Origin of the sequence: Kaistia soli DSM 19436 (genome assembly GCF_900129325.1) — a bacterium.
Lineage (GTDB): Bacteria > Pseudomonadota > Alphaproteobacteria > Rhizobiales > Kaistiaceae > Kaistia > Kaistia soli.
Genome location: NZ_FQUP01000006.1, coordinates 40,022 through 54,842, shown reverse-complemented (window position 1 = coordinate 54,842; position 14,821 = coordinate 40,022). Strand labels below are relative to the sequence as shown.

General features: G+C 65.1%; 14 protein-coding genes. 12 read left to right on the top strand and 2 right to left on the bottom strand.

Annotation, left to right across the window (positions count from 1 at the left end):
- The 11 genes from BUB39_RS20870 (at window position 1) to BUB39_RS20820 (ending at window position 12,517) form a co-directional block, all read left to right on the top strand.
- Entirely contained in the window at window positions 1–1,263 is a 1,263-nt protein-coding gene (locus tag BUB39_RS20870) for an HlyD family secretion protein (RefSeq protein WP_084527812.1), read from the top strand.
- Window positions 1,264–1,416: 153 nt separating this feature from the next.
- Window positions 1,417–4,407 carry an FAD-binding and (Fe-S)-binding domain-containing protein gene (locus BUB39_RS20865; RefSeq protein ID WP_073057921.1) on the top strand — a complete coding sequence of 997 codons (2,991 nt, stop codon included), beginning with the start codon at window positions 1,417–1,419 and terminating at the stop codon, window positions 4,405–4,407.
- Window positions 4,408–4,624: 217 nt separating this feature from the next.
- Window positions 4,625–5,401 (top strand): alpha/beta hydrolase, encoded by a 777-nt coding sequence (locus BUB39_RS20860; protein WP_073057679.1) that lies wholly within the window; start codon window positions 4,625–4,627, stop codon window positions 5,399–5,401.
- Window positions 5,402–5,477: 76 nt separating this feature from the next.
- On the top strand, window positions 5,478–7,124 hold the full coding sequence (gene mdcA / locus BUB39_RS20855) for a malonate decarboxylase subunit alpha (RefSeq protein ID WP_073057677.1): 1,647 nt from the start codon (window positions 5,478–5,480) through the stop codon (window positions 7,122–7,124).
- A gap of 11 nt (window positions 7,125–7,135) precedes the next feature.
- Window positions 7,136–7,459 (top strand): malonate decarboxylase acyl carrier protein, encoded by a 324-nt coding sequence (gene mdcC / locus BUB39_RS20850; RefSeq protein ID WP_073057675.1) that lies wholly within the window; start codon window positions 7,136–7,138, stop codon window positions 7,457–7,459.
- Window positions 7,450–8,406, top strand: coding sequence for a biotin-independent malonate decarboxylase subunit beta (locus tag BUB39_RS20845; RefSeq protein WP_073057673.1), 957 nt, complete (start codon window positions 7,450–7,452; stop codon window positions 8,404–8,406). The genes mdcC and BUB39_RS20845 overlap by 10 nt, the downstream gene beginning before the upstream one ends.
- The gene (mdcE, locus tag BUB39_RS20840; RefSeq protein WP_073057672.1) at window positions 8,393–9,121 is read left to right on the top strand and encodes a biotin-independent malonate decarboxylase subunit gamma; all 729 of its coding nucleotides are present in this window, start codon (window positions 8,393–8,395) and stop codon (window positions 9,119–9,121) included. Before BUB39_RS20845 ends, mdcE begins: the two co-directional genes overlap by 14 nt.
- Entirely contained in the window at window positions 9,121–9,759 is a 639-nt protein-coding gene (mdcG, locus tag BUB39_RS20835; RefSeq protein WP_073057670.1) for a malonate decarboxylase holo-[acyl-carrier-protein] synthase, read from the top strand. Before mdcE ends, mdcG begins: the two co-directional genes overlap by 1 nt.
- Entirely contained in the window at window positions 9,756–10,640 is an 885-nt protein-coding gene (mdcB, locus tag BUB39_RS20830; RefSeq protein WP_073057668.1) for a triphosphoribosyl-dephospho-CoA synthase MdcB, read from the top strand. Before mdcG ends, mdcB begins: the two co-directional genes overlap by 4 nt.
- Window positions 10,637–11,581 (top strand): AEC family transporter, encoded by a 945-nt coding sequence (locus tag BUB39_RS20825; protein ID WP_073057666.1) that lies wholly within the window; start codon window positions 10,637–10,639, stop codon window positions 11,579–11,581. The genes mdcB and BUB39_RS20825 overlap by 4 nt, the downstream gene beginning before the upstream one ends.
- A gap of 9 nt (window positions 11,582–11,590) precedes the next feature.
- Window positions 11,591–12,517 (top strand): acyltransferase domain-containing protein, encoded by a 927-nt coding sequence (locus BUB39_RS20820; protein ID WP_073057664.1) that lies wholly within the window; start codon window positions 11,591–11,593, stop codon window positions 12,515–12,517.
- Window positions 12,518–12,582: 65 nt separating this feature from the next.
- On the opposite strand, the gene BUB39_RS20815 is transcribed toward BUB39_RS20820, so the two are convergent.
- The gene (locus BUB39_RS20815) at window positions 12,583–12,990 is read right to left on the bottom strand and encodes a site-specific integrase (protein WP_139251563.1); all 408 of its coding nucleotides are present in this window, start codon (window positions 12,988–12,990) and stop codon (window positions 12,583–12,585) included.
- A gap of 388 nt (window positions 12,991–13,378) precedes the next feature.
- Window positions 13,379–13,642, bottom strand: coding sequence for a helix-turn-helix domain-containing protein (locus BUB39_RS20810; protein ID WP_073057662.1), 264 nt, complete (start codon window positions 13,640–13,642; stop codon window positions 13,379–13,381).
- 162 nt (window positions 13,643–13,804) lie between these two features.
- Here BUB39_RS20810 and BUB39_RS25285 point away from each other — a divergent pair, with 162 nt between their 5' ends.
- Window positions 13,805–14,383 carry a hypothetical protein gene (locus BUB39_RS25285; protein WP_139251562.1) on the top strand — a complete coding sequence of 193 codons (579 nt, stop codon included), beginning with the start codon at window positions 13,805–13,807 and terminating at the stop codon, window positions 14,381–14,383.
- Window positions 14,384–14,821 lie beyond the last annotated feature (438 nt).

Here is a 14,821-nt window from a genome sequence, read left to right as displayed (position 1 = left end):
ATGGCCGAGCCATCCACGTCCGTGCTGTCCACGCCCAGCTCACTCGCAGCGGCAAGCTCCGCCCCTGAGCCGAGACCTGCCCCTGCGGAAGCCCCGGTCGCCGCGGAATCGCTGCCGACAGCTCCCCCGACCAATGCTGCCTCGATCGAGGCGCGCCGCAGATCACCCGTCTTGCACTTCGTCGCGAAAGCAGCGACGACGCTCGCCACGCTGGCCGTCGCAGCCGCGGCGGTCGTGGCAGTTCTGATGGTCTGGCAGTACTACGCGACGACGCCTTGGACGCGGAATGGCGTCGTGCGTGTCCAGGTTGCCAATATCGCTCCGCAAGTGTCGGGAGAGATCATCCGCCTCGCCGTGGCCGACAACAAGTTCGTCCGGCAGGGCGAACTGCTCTACGAGATCGACCCGTTCAACTTCGAAGTCGCAGCGAGGACCGCGCAGGCGGGCGTCGACCAGGCGGCGGCCGACGTCCAGGTCAAGCAGGCGCAATCCGACCGTCGCCAGCGCCTGTCGGACGCCGCGACCACGCCCGAGGAGCAGCAGGTCTTTGCCGGCGGCGCCTTGCAGGCGAAGGCTGCTTTCGACGCCGCAACCCAGCAACTGGCGCAGGCCCGGATCAATATGGAGCGCACCAAGGTGACGAGCCCGGTCAACGGCTACGTCACCAACCTGCTGCTGCGCGTCGGCGATTTCGCGGCGGTCGGCAACAGCAACATCTCGGTCGTGGATGCCGAGAGCTTCTGGATCGACGGCTATTTCGAGGAGACGAAGCTTGCCCAGATCTGCATCGGCGATCCCGTCGAAGCGAAGCTGATGGGCTATGGCACCCCCATCAAGGGCCATGTCGAGACGATCACGCGCGGCATCAGCGTCGGGAACGCCGCGGCCGGCGCGCAGGGGCTGCCGGACGTCAATCCGATCTATACCTGGGTTCAGCTCGCCCAGCGGGTTCCGGTCCGCATCGCGATCGACGAGGTGCCGCCGGGGGTTCCGCTCGTCTCCGGTCTGACGGCCACGATCACCGTCAATCCTGCGCCGGCAGGCGAGAACCCGGGCTGGCGGCAACGGCTCGTGGCCCAGTGGCACGATCTCGCGAACCTCTTCGAACCGCCCGCGCCGCGTGCGAATTGCCTCGGCCCGGCCGTGGCGGAAGCGTCCGAGGTCGAGCGTTTACCGGTTCCGGCCACGTCCCCGGCCCCAAGCCCCACAGAAGTCGATCCGGGGCTGGTTCCCGGCCTCGACAGCTCTCCAAGCCAGAACTGATCGGCCGCCCGCTGGTGGGGTCGGACCTGCGCGAAATCGGCTGACCGGTTTTCTGCAATTCGGGCCGGAAACCGGGAAGAAGCCCGGTCGCTGATGCATCAGTCTCGTGCAGCGGCCATCCGTGCGCCGCAGGCTGATCAGCAGGAGGGGCGGTTGAGGAAGCTCTTTGAGGCCAATCCCACCAAGATCGGGCGTCCGTCAGGCTCGATCGTCTGCGATGCCGTTCCCGACGACCGTATCGATGGAACGCCGGCCGATCTGCGCGACTCCCTGGTGAGCTTGCTGGGGCCGGACAGAGTTCTTCATCGGCTGACCGATCTCGTTCGCTATGCATCGGACGCCAGTCCGTATCGCTACCTGCCCAATGTCGTCGTCATGCCGCGCAGCGTCGACGAGATGGCACGCCTGCTGGAATTCTGTCGGCAGAATGGTCGGAAGGCCGTATTCCGCGCCGCCGGGACGAGCCTCAACGGCCAGTCGCAGTCGGACGATGTGCTGATCGATGTCCGACGATACTGGCAAGGCTGCAGCATCGAGCAGAACGGCCTGCGCCTCCGCGCGAAAGCCGGCACTATCCTCGGCATTGCCAATGCCCATGTTGCGCGGCACGGCCGTCAGCTTGGCCCCGACCCGGCCAGCCACGGCGCCTGCACGATCGGTGGCGTGATCGCCAACAATGCGGGAGGAATGCGCTGCACGCTCGACCGCGATGCCTATCGCACCATGGCCGACTGCACCTTCGTATTGCCATCGGGAACGATCATCGACACGGCGGAGCCAGGTGCCGAGGAGGCGTTCGCGGCAGCCGAGCCAGCCCTGGCCGAGGGGCTGATGCAGCTGCGTGCCGAACTGCTAGCCGACGCGGAACTTGCCGTACGGGTGCGCCGGAAATACTCGATACGCAACACGCATGGCTACCGGCTCTGCGCTCTCCTCGATGGCGAGACGCCTCTGCAGATATTCCGCCGGCTGCTCGTTGGGTCGGAGGGGACGCTTGCCTTCATCGCCGAGGCGGTGATGGAGACCGTTCCGGTGCCGGCCGTCAGGGGCGTGGCCTTCCTGATCTTCCCGTCGATCGACGCTGCAGTGTCCGTCGTGCCGCATCTCGTGGCGATGGGTGCGTCGGCGGTGGAATTGATGGTGGCGCCGGCATTGACGGCGGCAAGCCAGCTGATCGAGGGCACCCCCAGCTATTGGGCGCGGCTCGATCCGGAGGCGGCTGCCCTGCTGGTCGAGTTCGGCGCGGGTTCGGTTGAAAGCCTGGCGCTCAAGGAGAGCGAGATCACAGCCCACCTCGAGGGCAAGGGCCTTCTCCAGCCCGTCGCCTTTACGAGTGTCGCCGAGGCGGTGGAGCTTGCCTGGCACGTCCGCGAGGGCCTGCTCGGCCTGGTCGGCAAGCAGAGGCCCGCAGGAGCCATGCTAATCACCGAGGATGTCTGCTTCCCGCCGGCAAGCCTTGCCGCCGCAGCGCGCGACCTGCAGCAATTGCTCGCGAAGCATGGCTTCACACCCGGCATCGCCGGGCATGCGGCGCATGGCAATCTTCATTTCATGCTGGTCGCGAAGCTGGACGAGGAAGAGAGCCGCGCCCGCTACTCCGCCTTCATGGAAGAACTCGTGTCGCTCGTCGTCCAGAAATATGACGGGTCGCTGAAAGCCGAACACGGGACCGGCCTGAACATGGCGCCGTTCCTCGCTGCCGAATGGGGCGAAAAGGCCACGGCGATGATGTGGCGAATCAAGGAATTGGCGGACCCGGAAGGCGTCCTCGGACCCAATGTCATCCTGACGCGCAGGAAGATGCTCCATCTGGAGCGGCTCAAATCCGTTCCCATGATCGAGACTGTCGCAGATGCTTCCCAGTGCATCGAATGCGGCTTCTGCGAGCCGGTCTGTCCGAGCCGCAACGTCACCACCACGCCGCGGCAGCGCATCGTGCTCCGGCGGGAGATGGCGCGACAGTCGGATGGCTCTGCTGTGCTCGACCGGCTCCAGAAGGACTATGAATACGACGCCATCCAGACCTGCGCAGGCGACGGAACGTGCTCACTCCGCTGCCCTATTGGCATCGATACCGGCAGCCTCATGCGATCGTTTCGGCGCATGGAGCGCAGCGAACGCGAGGAAACGGTGGCCTTGCGCGTGGCGCGCAACTGGGCGCTGGTGGAGCGACTGTCGCGCATCGGGCTTTCGACTGCCGACGTGATCCAGAAGACCTTCGGAACCCGTACCCTTACGGCGCTGACCGGGCTCGGCCGCAGCGTGATATCCGAGGACCTGCTCCCCTCTGTGCCAGGACCGATGCCGCATGCGGCCAAGGCTCTGCCGCACACGATGAAGGACGGCGCGGCGGCTGTCTATTTCCCGGCCTGCATCAACCGCATGTTCGGCCGCGACCCGGATTGCAGCGATCCGATGAGCCTGCCGGAGGCGCTGCTGCTGGTCTCCGAGCGGGCCGGTCGGCCCCTCTGGATACCGCCGGACGTTGCGGGCCTCTGCTGCGCCACTCCCTTCAGTTCCAAGGGGTACGCGCGTGCTCATGCCGACATGTCGACCCGCATGGCCGATGCGCTGTGGCGTTGGTCGGAAGAAGGGCGCCTGCCGGTGGTGATCGATGCGGCCTCTTGCACGCACGGGCTCGTCACCGAGGTCTGCAGGAGCCTGGACGAAGAGCGGGAGGCTCGCTTCAAGCGGATCAAGCTGATCGATGTCACCCAGTGGTGCCGCGATCTGCTGCCCGCGCTCTCCGTCGAGCGGGAACTCGGCCACGTGGTGCTGCACCCGACTTGCTCCATGATGCATCTAGAGCTTACCGGGGCTCTTGAGGAGATCGCACGGAGCCTCGCACTTGAAGTCGAGGTGCCGATCGGGGCCGCCTGCTGCGGGACGGCAGGGGACCGCGGGCTCCTCCATCCCGAACTCGTGCGCTCGGCTACGTGCGAGGAGGCGCAGTCGGTCGCTGAGCGGTCGGCAGATGCGTATTTCTCCGCCAACCGGACCTGCGAGATGGGCATGCGCCACGCCACCGGACGCCCCTACGAATCCTTCGTGTTCGCCCTGGAGCGCCAGAGCCGCGGCACGGAGCCGGCGCTTGGGAATCCTGGTCAGCCGGGGCCGGCCGCTCTGGGCGACTCCAAATCTTAACGGGGAGGTTGGAGCCGGATTTGAGGTCCTTTTCGCAAACGTTGCTGATTTCGCGAAAGAGGCTGAAACCCGGATCTGCTGAACTGGACCTAATGCAGCCAGTGAGCACCTCGTAAGGCGGAGCAACCAACCCGCTGCCGCCCGACTAGGGATCGGCAATCAGAGCGATGCGGGCGGACACAGCCCGCCAAGACAACCTCAACCCGGGAGACGATCAATGACAACAAGCAGACTGATCCGGGCCGGCCTTGTGGCCGCCTGTGTTTTGATAGCGACTGCGCCAGGTGCCGAAGCAGCGCCGCTGAAGAACATCGTCCTCGTACACGGAGCCTGGGTCGATGCCTCTGGCTGGAAGGGCGTCTACGATTTTCTCGTCAAGGACGGCTATTCCGTCACGATGGTGCAGGAGCCGGAAACCTCGTTCGCCGACGATGTTGCGGCGACGAAGCGGATCCTCGATCTGCAGGACGGACCGGTACTGCTGGTCGGCCATAGCTATGGCGGATCGGTCATCACCGAGGCTGGCGTCGATCCGAAGGTGGTCGGGCTCGTCTATATTGCGGCGCACGCACCCGATGTCGGCGAAGACGAGAGCGCCCTCGGCGCGAAGACGCCGAGCGTGCTCGGCAAGACCGAAGGCGCGATCAATGTGACGCCCGACGGCTACACCTATCTCGAGCACGACAAGTTCCTGACCCTGTTCGCGCCCGACCTGCCGCGACCGGACGCCGAATTCGCCTCGCGCTCGCAGGTTCTCGCGCAGAAGAGTGTGTTCGCAACGCCCCTCACTGCGGCTGCCTGGAAGGACAAGCCGAGTTGGGGGGTCGTCGCCGGTTCCGACCAGATCATCAGTCCCGAACTCGAGCGTTGGTATTACGAGCGGGCCAAGAGCAAGTGGATCGTGATCGAGGGCGCCAGCCACTCGGTCTATGCCTCCCACCCCCGGGAAGTCGCCGATGTGATCGCCGAGGCAGCCCGCAGCCTCGACAAGTGACGGCGGCTGGTGCGTGGGGGGCCGCCCCCTCCCGGCCCCCCACGCACCCTTTTCCCCACGGAGCGAAAGGCCCATCATGGCCGAATGGCAGCAGAATCGCGCCAGGCGCGATAGGCGTATCGAGGCCGGCATCAAGCTGGCTGAAGGCAAGATCGTCGCCGCTGGTGACGCGACTCGCCTGCTGGAGGCGGTCATCCAACCCGGAGACCGGGTCTGCCTCGAGGGCGACAACCAGAAGCAGGCCGACCTCCTGTCCGCGGCCCTCCTCGCTGCCGACCCGGCCCGGCTCAACACCCTTCACATGGTGCAGTCTGGGGTTGTGCTGCCGGCCCATCTCGATCTTTTCGAGCGCGGGATCGCGAAGCGGCTCGACTATGCCTATTCCGGACCACAGTCGGCGCGCATCGCCGCGATGCTGTTCGGCGGAAAGATCGAGCTGGGCGCTGTCCACACCTACCTCGAACTCTTTGCGCGCTACTTTATAGACCTGACGCCGCATGTAGCATTGATCGCCGCCGTGAGCGCCGACCGCGACGGCAACCTCTATACCGGCCCAAACACCGAGGATACGCCGACGGTTGTCGAGGCGACCGCCTTCAAGGACGGGATCGTCATCGCGCAGGTCGGAGAGATCGTCGATCACGTGCCGCGCGTCGATATCCCGGGTGACCGGGTGCATTTCGTGGTCGACGCCGGCCGCCCGTTCTTCGTCGAGCCGCTGTTCACCCGGGATCCGGCGCTGATCACCGAAACGCAGATTCTGACCGCCATGCTCGCGATCAAGGGCATCTATGCCCCTTATGGCGTCAGGCGGCTCAACCACGGCATCGGCTTCTCCACCGCGGCAATCGAGCTGCTGCTGCCGACTTTCGGTGAACGGCTCGGCCTCAAAGGCAAGATCGCCACCCATTTTGCGCTCAACCCGCATCCGGCGCTGATCCCGGCGATCGAGGCTGGCTGGGTCGAGCAGATCCATTCCTTCGGCTCCGAGGTCGGGATGGACGGTTATATCCGAGCCCGCCCGGACATCTATTTCACCGGCTCGGACGGATCGCTGCGCTCCAATCGCGCCTTCTCGCAGGTCGCCGGACTCTATGCTTGCGACATGTTCATCGGTTCGACGCTGCAGATCGATCTAGCCGGCAATTCCTCAACAGTAACGACCAGCCGCGTCGCAGGCTTCGGCGGCGCGCCCAACATGGGCTCCGACGCGCGCGGCCGCCGTCATCCGAGCGAGCCCTGGCTGAAGGCCGGCGCCGATGCCGATCCGGTATCGCCGGCGCCACTGCGCCGTGGTCGCAAGCTGGTAGTGCAGATCGGCGAAACGTTTGGCGAGAAGAACGCACCTCAATTCGTCGAGCGGCTCGACGCCATCGAGCTCGCCGACAGGCTGAAGCTCGATCTGGCGCCGGTCATGATCTATGGCGACGACGTCACGCATATCGTGACCGAGGAGGGCATCGCTAACCTCCTTCTCTGCCGCAGCCCAGCCGAGCGAGAACAGGCCATCCGCGGTGTCGCCGGCTACACCGATGTCGGCCTCGCCCGCGACCGCAAGGCCGTCGAAGGTCTCCGCGCCCGCGGCGTGATCTGCCGGCCGGAGGATCTCGGCATCGACCCGCTTGATGCCGACCGCAGCCTCCTTGCGGCCCGCTCGATCAAGGACCTCGTGCACTGGTCCGGCGGCCTGTACGACCCGCCGTCCCGCTTCCGCAACTGGTGAGGGTGAAGGCGATGGAGACATTGACCATCCAACTGCAGGCGCCACAGCCGGCCCGCGGCCGGCGCGCCATGGCGATCGTCGGCGTCGTCGGCTCGGGCGATCTCGAGGTGCTGGCCGAACGCGTTCTTGCGGCCGAGGAGTGTCACCTGGAGATCAGCACCGCCATCGCCGGATTCGGTCCCGTCTGGCAGGCCGTCGCTCGCGATTTCGTGGAGCGGCGATCGCCGGGCGGCGTCCGCTTCTCAATCAATGACGGCGGCGCAAGGCCCGACATCGTCGCGATCCGCCTGGCACAGGCCGCCCGTCTCATCGAGGAGGATCAGCCATGCACGTAAGCCGGGCCGAGAGCGGCGGAGACCCTGTCGGAAGTCGGCCTGCCGGAGCAGGGCCGCGGAGCTGGTACGAGGCGAGCGCGCGCCAGCGCCTCGATCTGCTGCTCGATCCAGGCAGCTTCGCCGAATTCCTGGCGCCGCCGGACCGCGTCGTCAGCCCGCATCTGGCGCTGTTCGATCTCCCGCATCAGTTCGACGATGGCATCGCCGTTGGACGGGGGAGGCTCGGCGGCCGCGATGTGCTCGTGGCGGCGCAAGAGGGTCGCTTCATGGGCGGGGCCTTCGGCGAGGTGCACGGGGCAAAGCTGACAGGTCTCGTGAAGGCGGCGCGGGATCTGGCGTCGACGCCCGTCCTAATCTTGTTCGATACGGGCGGCGTCCGCCTGCAAGAGGCGAATGCCGGCGAACTCGCCATAGCCGAGATCATGCGGGCTGTGATCGAAGCTCGCGCGGCCGGCGTTCCTGTCGTCGGCCTCATCGGCGGCCGCGCCGGCTGCTACGGCGGCGGCGGTCTCATCGCGGCGTGCTGCTCCGCACTCGTCATCTCCGAGCAGGGACGAATCGCCGTGTCGGGTCCCGAGGTCATCGAGACCAACCGCGGCGTCGAAGAATTCGACTCGCGGGACCGCGCGCTGGTCTGGCGCACCATGGGCGGCAAGCATCGCCGCTTGATCGGTGCGGCCGGTACATTCGTCGATGACGCGGTCGCGGCCTTTCGGGCGGCCGCGATCGAGTGCATCGGGGAAAATGGCGCAATCGATGCGGCCGTGCTTGCTGCCGAGCAGGAACGGCTCGACACCCGCGTCCAGCGCTTCGGCACGATGGAGGACGGGCTCGACATCTGGGCCGCGCTCGGCATCCCCGATCCGAAGTCGGTCCCAGGCATGCCAGCCGAGACCTTTATTCCTCTCGCAGACCAGTTCGGGGTGAACGGCCATGACGCTCGCTGACCTTCTCGCGTCGCTTTTTCCGAGCGGACACGACATTCATGTCGACAAGGGCGTCCTCGTCGGATCGGCGAGGCTACCGGACGGATCAGATGCACTGGTGCTCGGCGTCACCGATCATGCGCCGATCGGTGTCGACGAGGCGATCGTTCTCGCGAAAGCGGTGATGGACTCGATCGACCGAGGAACGGGACCGATACTCGTCCTCGTTGATAGCGGCAGCCAGCGCATGAGCAAGCGAGACGAACTGCTGGGGCTCAATGAGTATCTCTCGCACCTTGCTAAGGCGCTGATCCTCGCCGATCTCAAGGGGCGACCTACGATCGGGATCCTCTACGGCCATTCGGCAGCCGGCGCCTTTCTGGCCACTGCGCTGGCCACGCGCGTCCTCGTTGCCATTCCGGGCGCAGAGCCAGCCGTCATGGATCTGCCGTCGATGTCCCGCGTGACGAAGCTGCCGATCGAGGTGCTCGAGGAAAAGGCGAAGTCGACGGCGGTCTTCGCGCCCGGCCTCGACAATCTCGCTAAGACCGGCGCCGTCTATGCTGTCTGGGGCGATAGGACTTCTCTCGACAGACAGCTCGGCGCACTTCTGGCCGCGATGCCGGACACGGTCGACCGGCGCGGCGCTCTCGGTAAGGAGCGAGGCGGCCGAACCCTGGCAGCCGATATCGCTGCCCGCGTTCGCCACGCCGGCCTGTCCGGGGCCCGAGACTGATGCGTCGGCACGATCTCGCCTGGATACGGCCGCAAAGCTGGAGGAGGGGCCTCGGCGGCTACGCGGCCGATACTCTGGTCCGAGAATGGGCCACATGCAACCGGCCGCTGGTGAAGCGGCGGTCATTGGCCGGCGAGCCAGCCGGGGTGTCGCTCGGGCTGCCCACCCCGCCCGCCGACGGAAAGAGGCGGCTCGTCTTCCTGTTTCCCCTCGAAGCCATTGACCGCGTTATGAGGCCCCCGACGCTGGCCGATAGCCTCTCCACCTTGCCGCTGTCTTGGCATTGCACAGCGGCGCGGATCTCTCTGCTTGGAGAGCAGCATGCAGTCACGATGCGCGTGTTCGGGAGCGCGGCGTTCCAGCTTCTCACCGGCCTCGATTTTCTGACACCCGCCTCGGATCTCGATCTGCTGATCGAGATCGGGCCAGAGACCGATCTCGTTGGATTGGCCGCAGATCTCACAACGATCGCCCAGCGCGCGCCGATGCGTCTCGACGGCGAGTTCATGGGACCGGATGGCGCGGCCTGCAAATGGCGCGAGATCGGACGCGACAGCGACCCGGTCCTGATCCGGACCGCCGACGGGCTCTCACTCGGTCCTTCCAACTCAATTCTCTCGGGCGGAGCTGGCATATGAGCCCATCCCGCGCAGCCTTTGGTGCCGCTCGCCGCATTCCGGAGGAGAGCAGCGAGATTGAGGCCTCTCGCGTCACGCTGCTTGCGCTCTCGGCACTGCTGCGCGAACTCGAAACCTGGCCGAAGCCGGGACTCGTCAGCCATGTCGACAGCGGCAGCCATGACGACATGGATGCGGCGCTGTTTCGCGAGAGCGCCTTCGCCATCGCGCCGTTCTGGCGACTGCTATATCTTGCCGCCGCCGATGGCGCTGACATGGCGGCGCTGCGCACGATCGGCATTGCGGCAGAGGCGGCCATGGTGGCGGCAACCGGTGGCATCAATGCGCATCGGGGCGCTATTTTTGGCATCGGCCTCCTCTGTGCTGCCAGCGGTGCACGCGACGCAAGACGCATCTCCGCAAGGGCCTCGCTCGGTGAAACGGTGCGAGCGCTGTGGGGCGCCGAGATTCTGGCGGGGCCAATGGTGCTGCACAGCCATGGCAGCGAGGCGAGACGTCGTTTCAGCGCCGGAGGCGCCCGAGCTGAGGCCGCCGCCGGCTTTCCAAGCCTCTATCGGATCGGCCTACCAGCTCTCGCGATGGCAAGGCACAAGGCGCCGGGCGATCCTGAAGCCCAGCGCGTTGAGACGTGCTTCGCGCTGATCGCCGCCCTGGAGGATACCAATCTTCTTCATCGTGGCGGCCGAGATGGGCTCACCTTCGCGCAGTACGAGTCACGACTGTTCCTGGCCGAAGGCGGCGTTGCCCACCCGGATTGGCGCGATCGCGCAGCCTCGATCCATCGCCGCTTTGTTCGCCGGCGCCTTAGCCCTGGTGGCGCTGCCGATCTTCTGGCAGCGACCCTCTTGGTGGACGCCATCGAGGGAGTTCGAGAGTCATGACGGCCGCAATCCTGCTCGCACTTGTGCCCGTCTTTTTCGTGCTCGGGCTCGGCTATGCGGCAGGCCGGCTCTCCATCGTCGAGAACCATCACGTTGACGGCTTCAACAAGCTGGTCATGAGCTTTTCCTTGCCGGCGGCACTGTTCGTGGCGACGGCTTCCGCATCGCGGAGCGAGATGGCGGAGCAGGTGCCGCTCTTTGTGATTCTATCCGTGGTGATGCTCGTCATTCTGTTCCTCTGGTACGCGCTGGCCCGGATCGCGCTCAAGGCGTCCAAGGCCGATGCGGCGCTTCAAGCCCTCACAATCGCGTTCCCCAATCTTGCAGGGGTCGGCCTGCCAATCGTCGGTTCGGTCGTCGGAGCGAGTGGTACCGTTCCGATCGCCGTGGCGCTTGCCGCCGGGTCCATTCTCGTCACCCCGTTTGCCCTCGTGATGGTAGAACTTAGCGCGGACAAATGTTCGCCAGAGCTGTCGGCGATCACGCGTGTGCTCAGTTCCTTCCGTCGCGCCCTTACCAAGCCCGTAGTCGTTGCACCCTTTCTCGGCGTCGCCTGCTCGCTCCTGGAGGTGCCGATCGATCCCGTTGCCAAGGCCGCACTGCAATTGATCGGTCAAGCGGCGGCCGGCGTCGCACTGTTCCTGACTGGCCTCGTGCTCTCGGCCCAGCCCTTCAGGCTTGACTGGCGGATCTTAGGCGCGACGGCCGTCGCGGACATAGCCCGGCCCCTGCTCGCGCTGGCAATCGTGGCACTCGTTCCGGTGAGCACCGAAACTGCGCGCCTGGTGATCCTCATCGCGGCCGTGCCGTCCGGCTTCTTCGGCATCCTGTTTGGCATAAGCTACCGACAGGATTCAGCGGCGCTCGGTTCCATGGTGGCAGCGAGCACGATCGTCAGCATCGCGACGCTCGCCATCGCCATCGCGCTCCTGTTTCCGTGAGGCCGGGCCATGCCGCTCGCGATTCTATGCTCCGGACAAGCCCATCAGGGCCCGGACATGTTTGCCCTGACCGCTGACGCGCCCGTCGCCCAACTACTCTTCTCGCTGGCGTCCGCCCTGCTCGGCGGCCGCGATCCCCGCAGAATGGTGCTTGAGGCGGATGCAACGACGCTGCAAGCCAATCGGACTGGGCAGATCCTCTGCGTCCTCCAAGGTCTCGCGGCCGCTGCGACTCTCGCCGACGTGATGCCCGACAGTTTCATTGTGGCGGGTTACAGCATCGGCGAACTGACTGCCTGGGGCGTGGCTGCAGCTATCGCGCCAGCCGATGTGCTCCGTCTGGCGGCAGAGCGGGCCGAGCTAATGGATGCCGCCAGTCGGCCGGGCGAGGGACTGCTGGCCCTTCGCGGCCTGGACGAAGTCCGCATTGCCCAGCTTGCGACAGAACACGACGCCGCCGTCGCGATCGTCAATCCGGGCGGCGGCGTCATACTGGGCGGCAGCGCCAATGCCCTTTCAGCGCTGTCGGCCGATGCCGTCTCGGCAGGCGCGTACCGGGTCGTCAGACTGCCTGTTGCCGTGGCTTCGCATACGCCACGGCTCGCCGATGCAGCGCGACAGTTTCGGATCGATCTGGCCGGAACGACCATCGACACCCGTGCGCTTCGGAGACACCGGCTTCTCAGCGGCATTGATGGACAAGCCGTCTTCGACCCCGATGCTGGCCTGGACAAGCTGGCCGCCCAGATCAGCCGGACCGTACACTGGAACGCCTGCCTGCAAGCCTGCCTCGAGGCCGGCGCAACCGCCTTCCTGGAACTCGGCCCCGGCCACGCTCTCGCCGAGATGGCTGCCGGCGCATATTGCATGCCCGCCCGCAGCATCAGCGAGTTCGCCGCCATGGAAGGGGTAAGAGCCTGGGTGAAGACGCGATGATATGCGGCTCTCGCGCCTGTAGCGGAGTCATTCAGTACGGTGCCATCGGCAGTCGTCATTCATTACTATGAAGCGACGTCGATTTCGGAAACGATCTCACCGCCAGACTTGGCCGTGAATGCCGTTTGCGCTTGTTTGGCCGCGCTCGCCATCGCGTTGCGACTTCTAGGGATGAGCGCTGCAGCGGCCCGCCGCCGCACCATGGCATAGGCGTTGGGCTGGGTGAGGGGCGTGGTCGTCAGCTGGTCGTTTCCCCGGCCGATCGTGCGAAACAGCGGGCCCTTCGGGTCGTCGGCGAGGCCACAGGTATCGATATAGGCCTGCAGATAGGCATCGAGATCATGGTGGCGGGGCATCTCGTGCTGCTTGCCGCCTTTATCATGCAGCCGAACCCAGAGCCGTCGATTCTGGATGAAGACATCCTCGACTTTCATGCTGAGCACGGCGTCAATGCGGGCGAAGGAATAGGCCATCAGGTTGATCCAAGGTGCGGTCGCGGAGGCCGATCGGCGTCGACACGTCGATGGCATCGTGCAGTTGCTGTGCCTCGTCCGGCGCCCAGCCCGCGATCCCTATGGCAGCACATATTGCGGAACGAATTTGAGGCACCGCGGCGAGCTTCACGGTCTTAGATTTGCCCAACGGTAGCGACGGCTTCGGGAGGTGACATACGTTCTGTCGAACGACTGCAACGAGGGCGCAGAGCGGACGTTCGCCGAGTCGTGTCGGGAAGACCGCTTTGGGCCAACATCGGAAATCGACCAGACCTTGAGTCACGTAGTTGCGGGTGCCGCCATCAATTGAAACTTGATGGTACTGCCAGAATATCAGTGCGTGATGCGGATCTGGATCTGCGCCGCGTTAGCTAGCGGCTTTCCTTCCCCGCCGAAGGGTCTGTGGTTTCGGACTGTCGGCGTCGGGAACCTCAAAGAGCGCGGCGACCGATACGCTCAGTGCTGCGGCGATCCTGTCAAGCAAGTCGACGGTCGGATTTTCCTGCTCACGTTCGAGACTGCCGAGGTAAGCGCGGTCGATACCGGCATCGACTGCCAGTTTCTCCTGCGAGAGCTGCCGGAGAACGCGCAGGCGTCGAAGATTCCACGCGACTAGCTGGCGACCGTTCATAGCCGCAGCTAGGCGGGACGATGTCTATTAAACCACGGTCTATAGCCATCATTTTAAGCCGATGATACGCTCTCGTTGCACACCGTTCTGCTCGCAACCCGATTGAGCCCTTCACATGAATCAGCCTGTCGCATTCGTCTCCACCGACTTTGGGGGACGCCGGTGATCGAAATGTTGGCGAGGAGTGCCGTCTATGGCTTTGGCGCATCGTTTGGGCGCGATGCCTACAAGGGCGCAAAACAAGCATCAGGCGCGATCACTGTGCTGGCCGTCTTGTTTTTGACGATCTGGGGTTACCGTGGTCTAGCGCGTAACATTGGCAACAGAACACGATCGGAGGTGATAGCGCGCGTCCTAGGCAGTGTTTTCGCGATTTGCGCCGGTACCTATTTATCCGGCTCGGTTGCCATAGTAGTTTTCTCGGTGACCCTGCCTTGGCTGGTCGGCGTTCATATTGTCTCGGCCATTGTCGGACTTTTATGGGGCCGTGCTCAGAAGCGCAACGACGAAACAAGCGCCGAAATCGAACTCAGCAATGTCGAGTTCATGGAGGCGAATGGCCTGCACGACAGCCCGTTCGACGCCGATCTGATCGAGGATGGGGACGGCAATCGCCTCCGCGTCAAGGAGACACGCGATGACGCCATCGTATTCATGGTGGTCGGGAGACGCGGCCTCCGCGCCGTGATCTCACTCGACAGTGGCCGGATGGTTGAATATTCCGGGCTCGTTCGGCTGTGAGGCCTGCCGTCAAACAACGCGTCCTGGCAGCCCACCATCTTAGTGGCCGGGTGGCGCGATACGTTCCTCGCAATATGTCTGCGGTTGCCCAAGCCGATTGGCACCAACACGGTCTTGACCGTCGGCCGCCGCTGCAAGGGCATACGAACTGGGCATTGCCGGTCGCGAGATCGGCTGTCGGCTGGTCGAGGATTGTCGCTGCCGCTCATGCAGCGCGTTCGCGTGCGACGCGCTCATATTCGCATCGCCGCTTGCAACTCATGGCACTTCACCACTTTTGCCATCAGTGGGATCAAACAGCGCCTCATGGCTACCAATTTGTTAGCTGTACCAATTGGGTCGACAGTCAGAGGCGAGTGGTATCGTTGGGCAGGTCGTCAGCCATCTGGAGCTCAATCGCGTGTTCCATCTCTGGGCCGGGGAGAGGGATCTGCGGCA

Bases quoted from the DNA above. Each gene is read 5' to 3' on its own strand.
- BUB39_RS20870 (WP_084527812.1), top strand. From the start codon at position 1: ATGGCCGAGCCATCCACGTCCGTGCTGTCCACGCCCAGCTCACTCGCA.
- BUB39_RS20860 (WP_073057679.1), top strand. From the start codon at position 4,625: ATGACAACAAGCAGACTGATCCGGGCCGGCCTTGTGGCCGCCTGTGTT.
- mdcA (WP_073057677.1), top strand. From the start codon at position 5,478: ATGGCCGAATGGCAGCAGAATCGCGCCAGGCGCGATAGGCGTATCGAG.
- mdcC (WP_073057675.1), top strand. From the start codon at position 7,136: ATGGAGACATTGACCATCCAACTGCAGGCGCCACAGCCGGCCCGCGGC.
- BUB39_RS20845 (WP_073057673.1), top strand. From the start codon at position 7,450: ATGCACGTAAGCCGGGCCGAGAGCGGCGGAGACCCTGTCGGAAGTCGG.
- mdcE (WP_073057672.1), top strand. From the start codon at position 8,393: ATGACGCTCGCTGACCTTCTCGCGTCGCTTTTTCCGAGCGGACACGAC.
- mdcG (WP_073057670.1), top strand. From the start codon at position 9,121: ATGCGTCGGCACGATCTCGCCTGGATACGGCCGCAAAGCTGGAGGAGG.
- mdcB (WP_073057668.1), top strand. From the start codon at position 9,756: ATGAGCCCATCCCGCGCAGCCTTTGGTGCCGCTCGCCGCATTCCGGAG.
- BUB39_RS20825 (WP_073057666.1), top strand. From the start codon at position 10,637: ATGACGGCCGCAATCCTGCTCGCACTTGTGCCCGTCTTTTTCGTGCTC.
- BUB39_RS20820 (WP_073057664.1), top strand. From the start codon at position 11,591: ATGCCGCTCGCGATTCTATGCTCCGGACAAGCCCATCAGGGCCCGGAC.
- BUB39_RS20815 (WP_139251563.1), bottom strand. From the start codon at position 12,990: ATGGCCTATTCCTTCGCCCGCATTGACGCCGTGCTCAGCATGAAAGTC.
- BUB39_RS20810 (WP_073057662.1), bottom strand. From the start codon at position 13,642: ATGAACGGTCGCCAGCTAGTCGCGTGGAATCTTCGACGCCTGCGCGTT.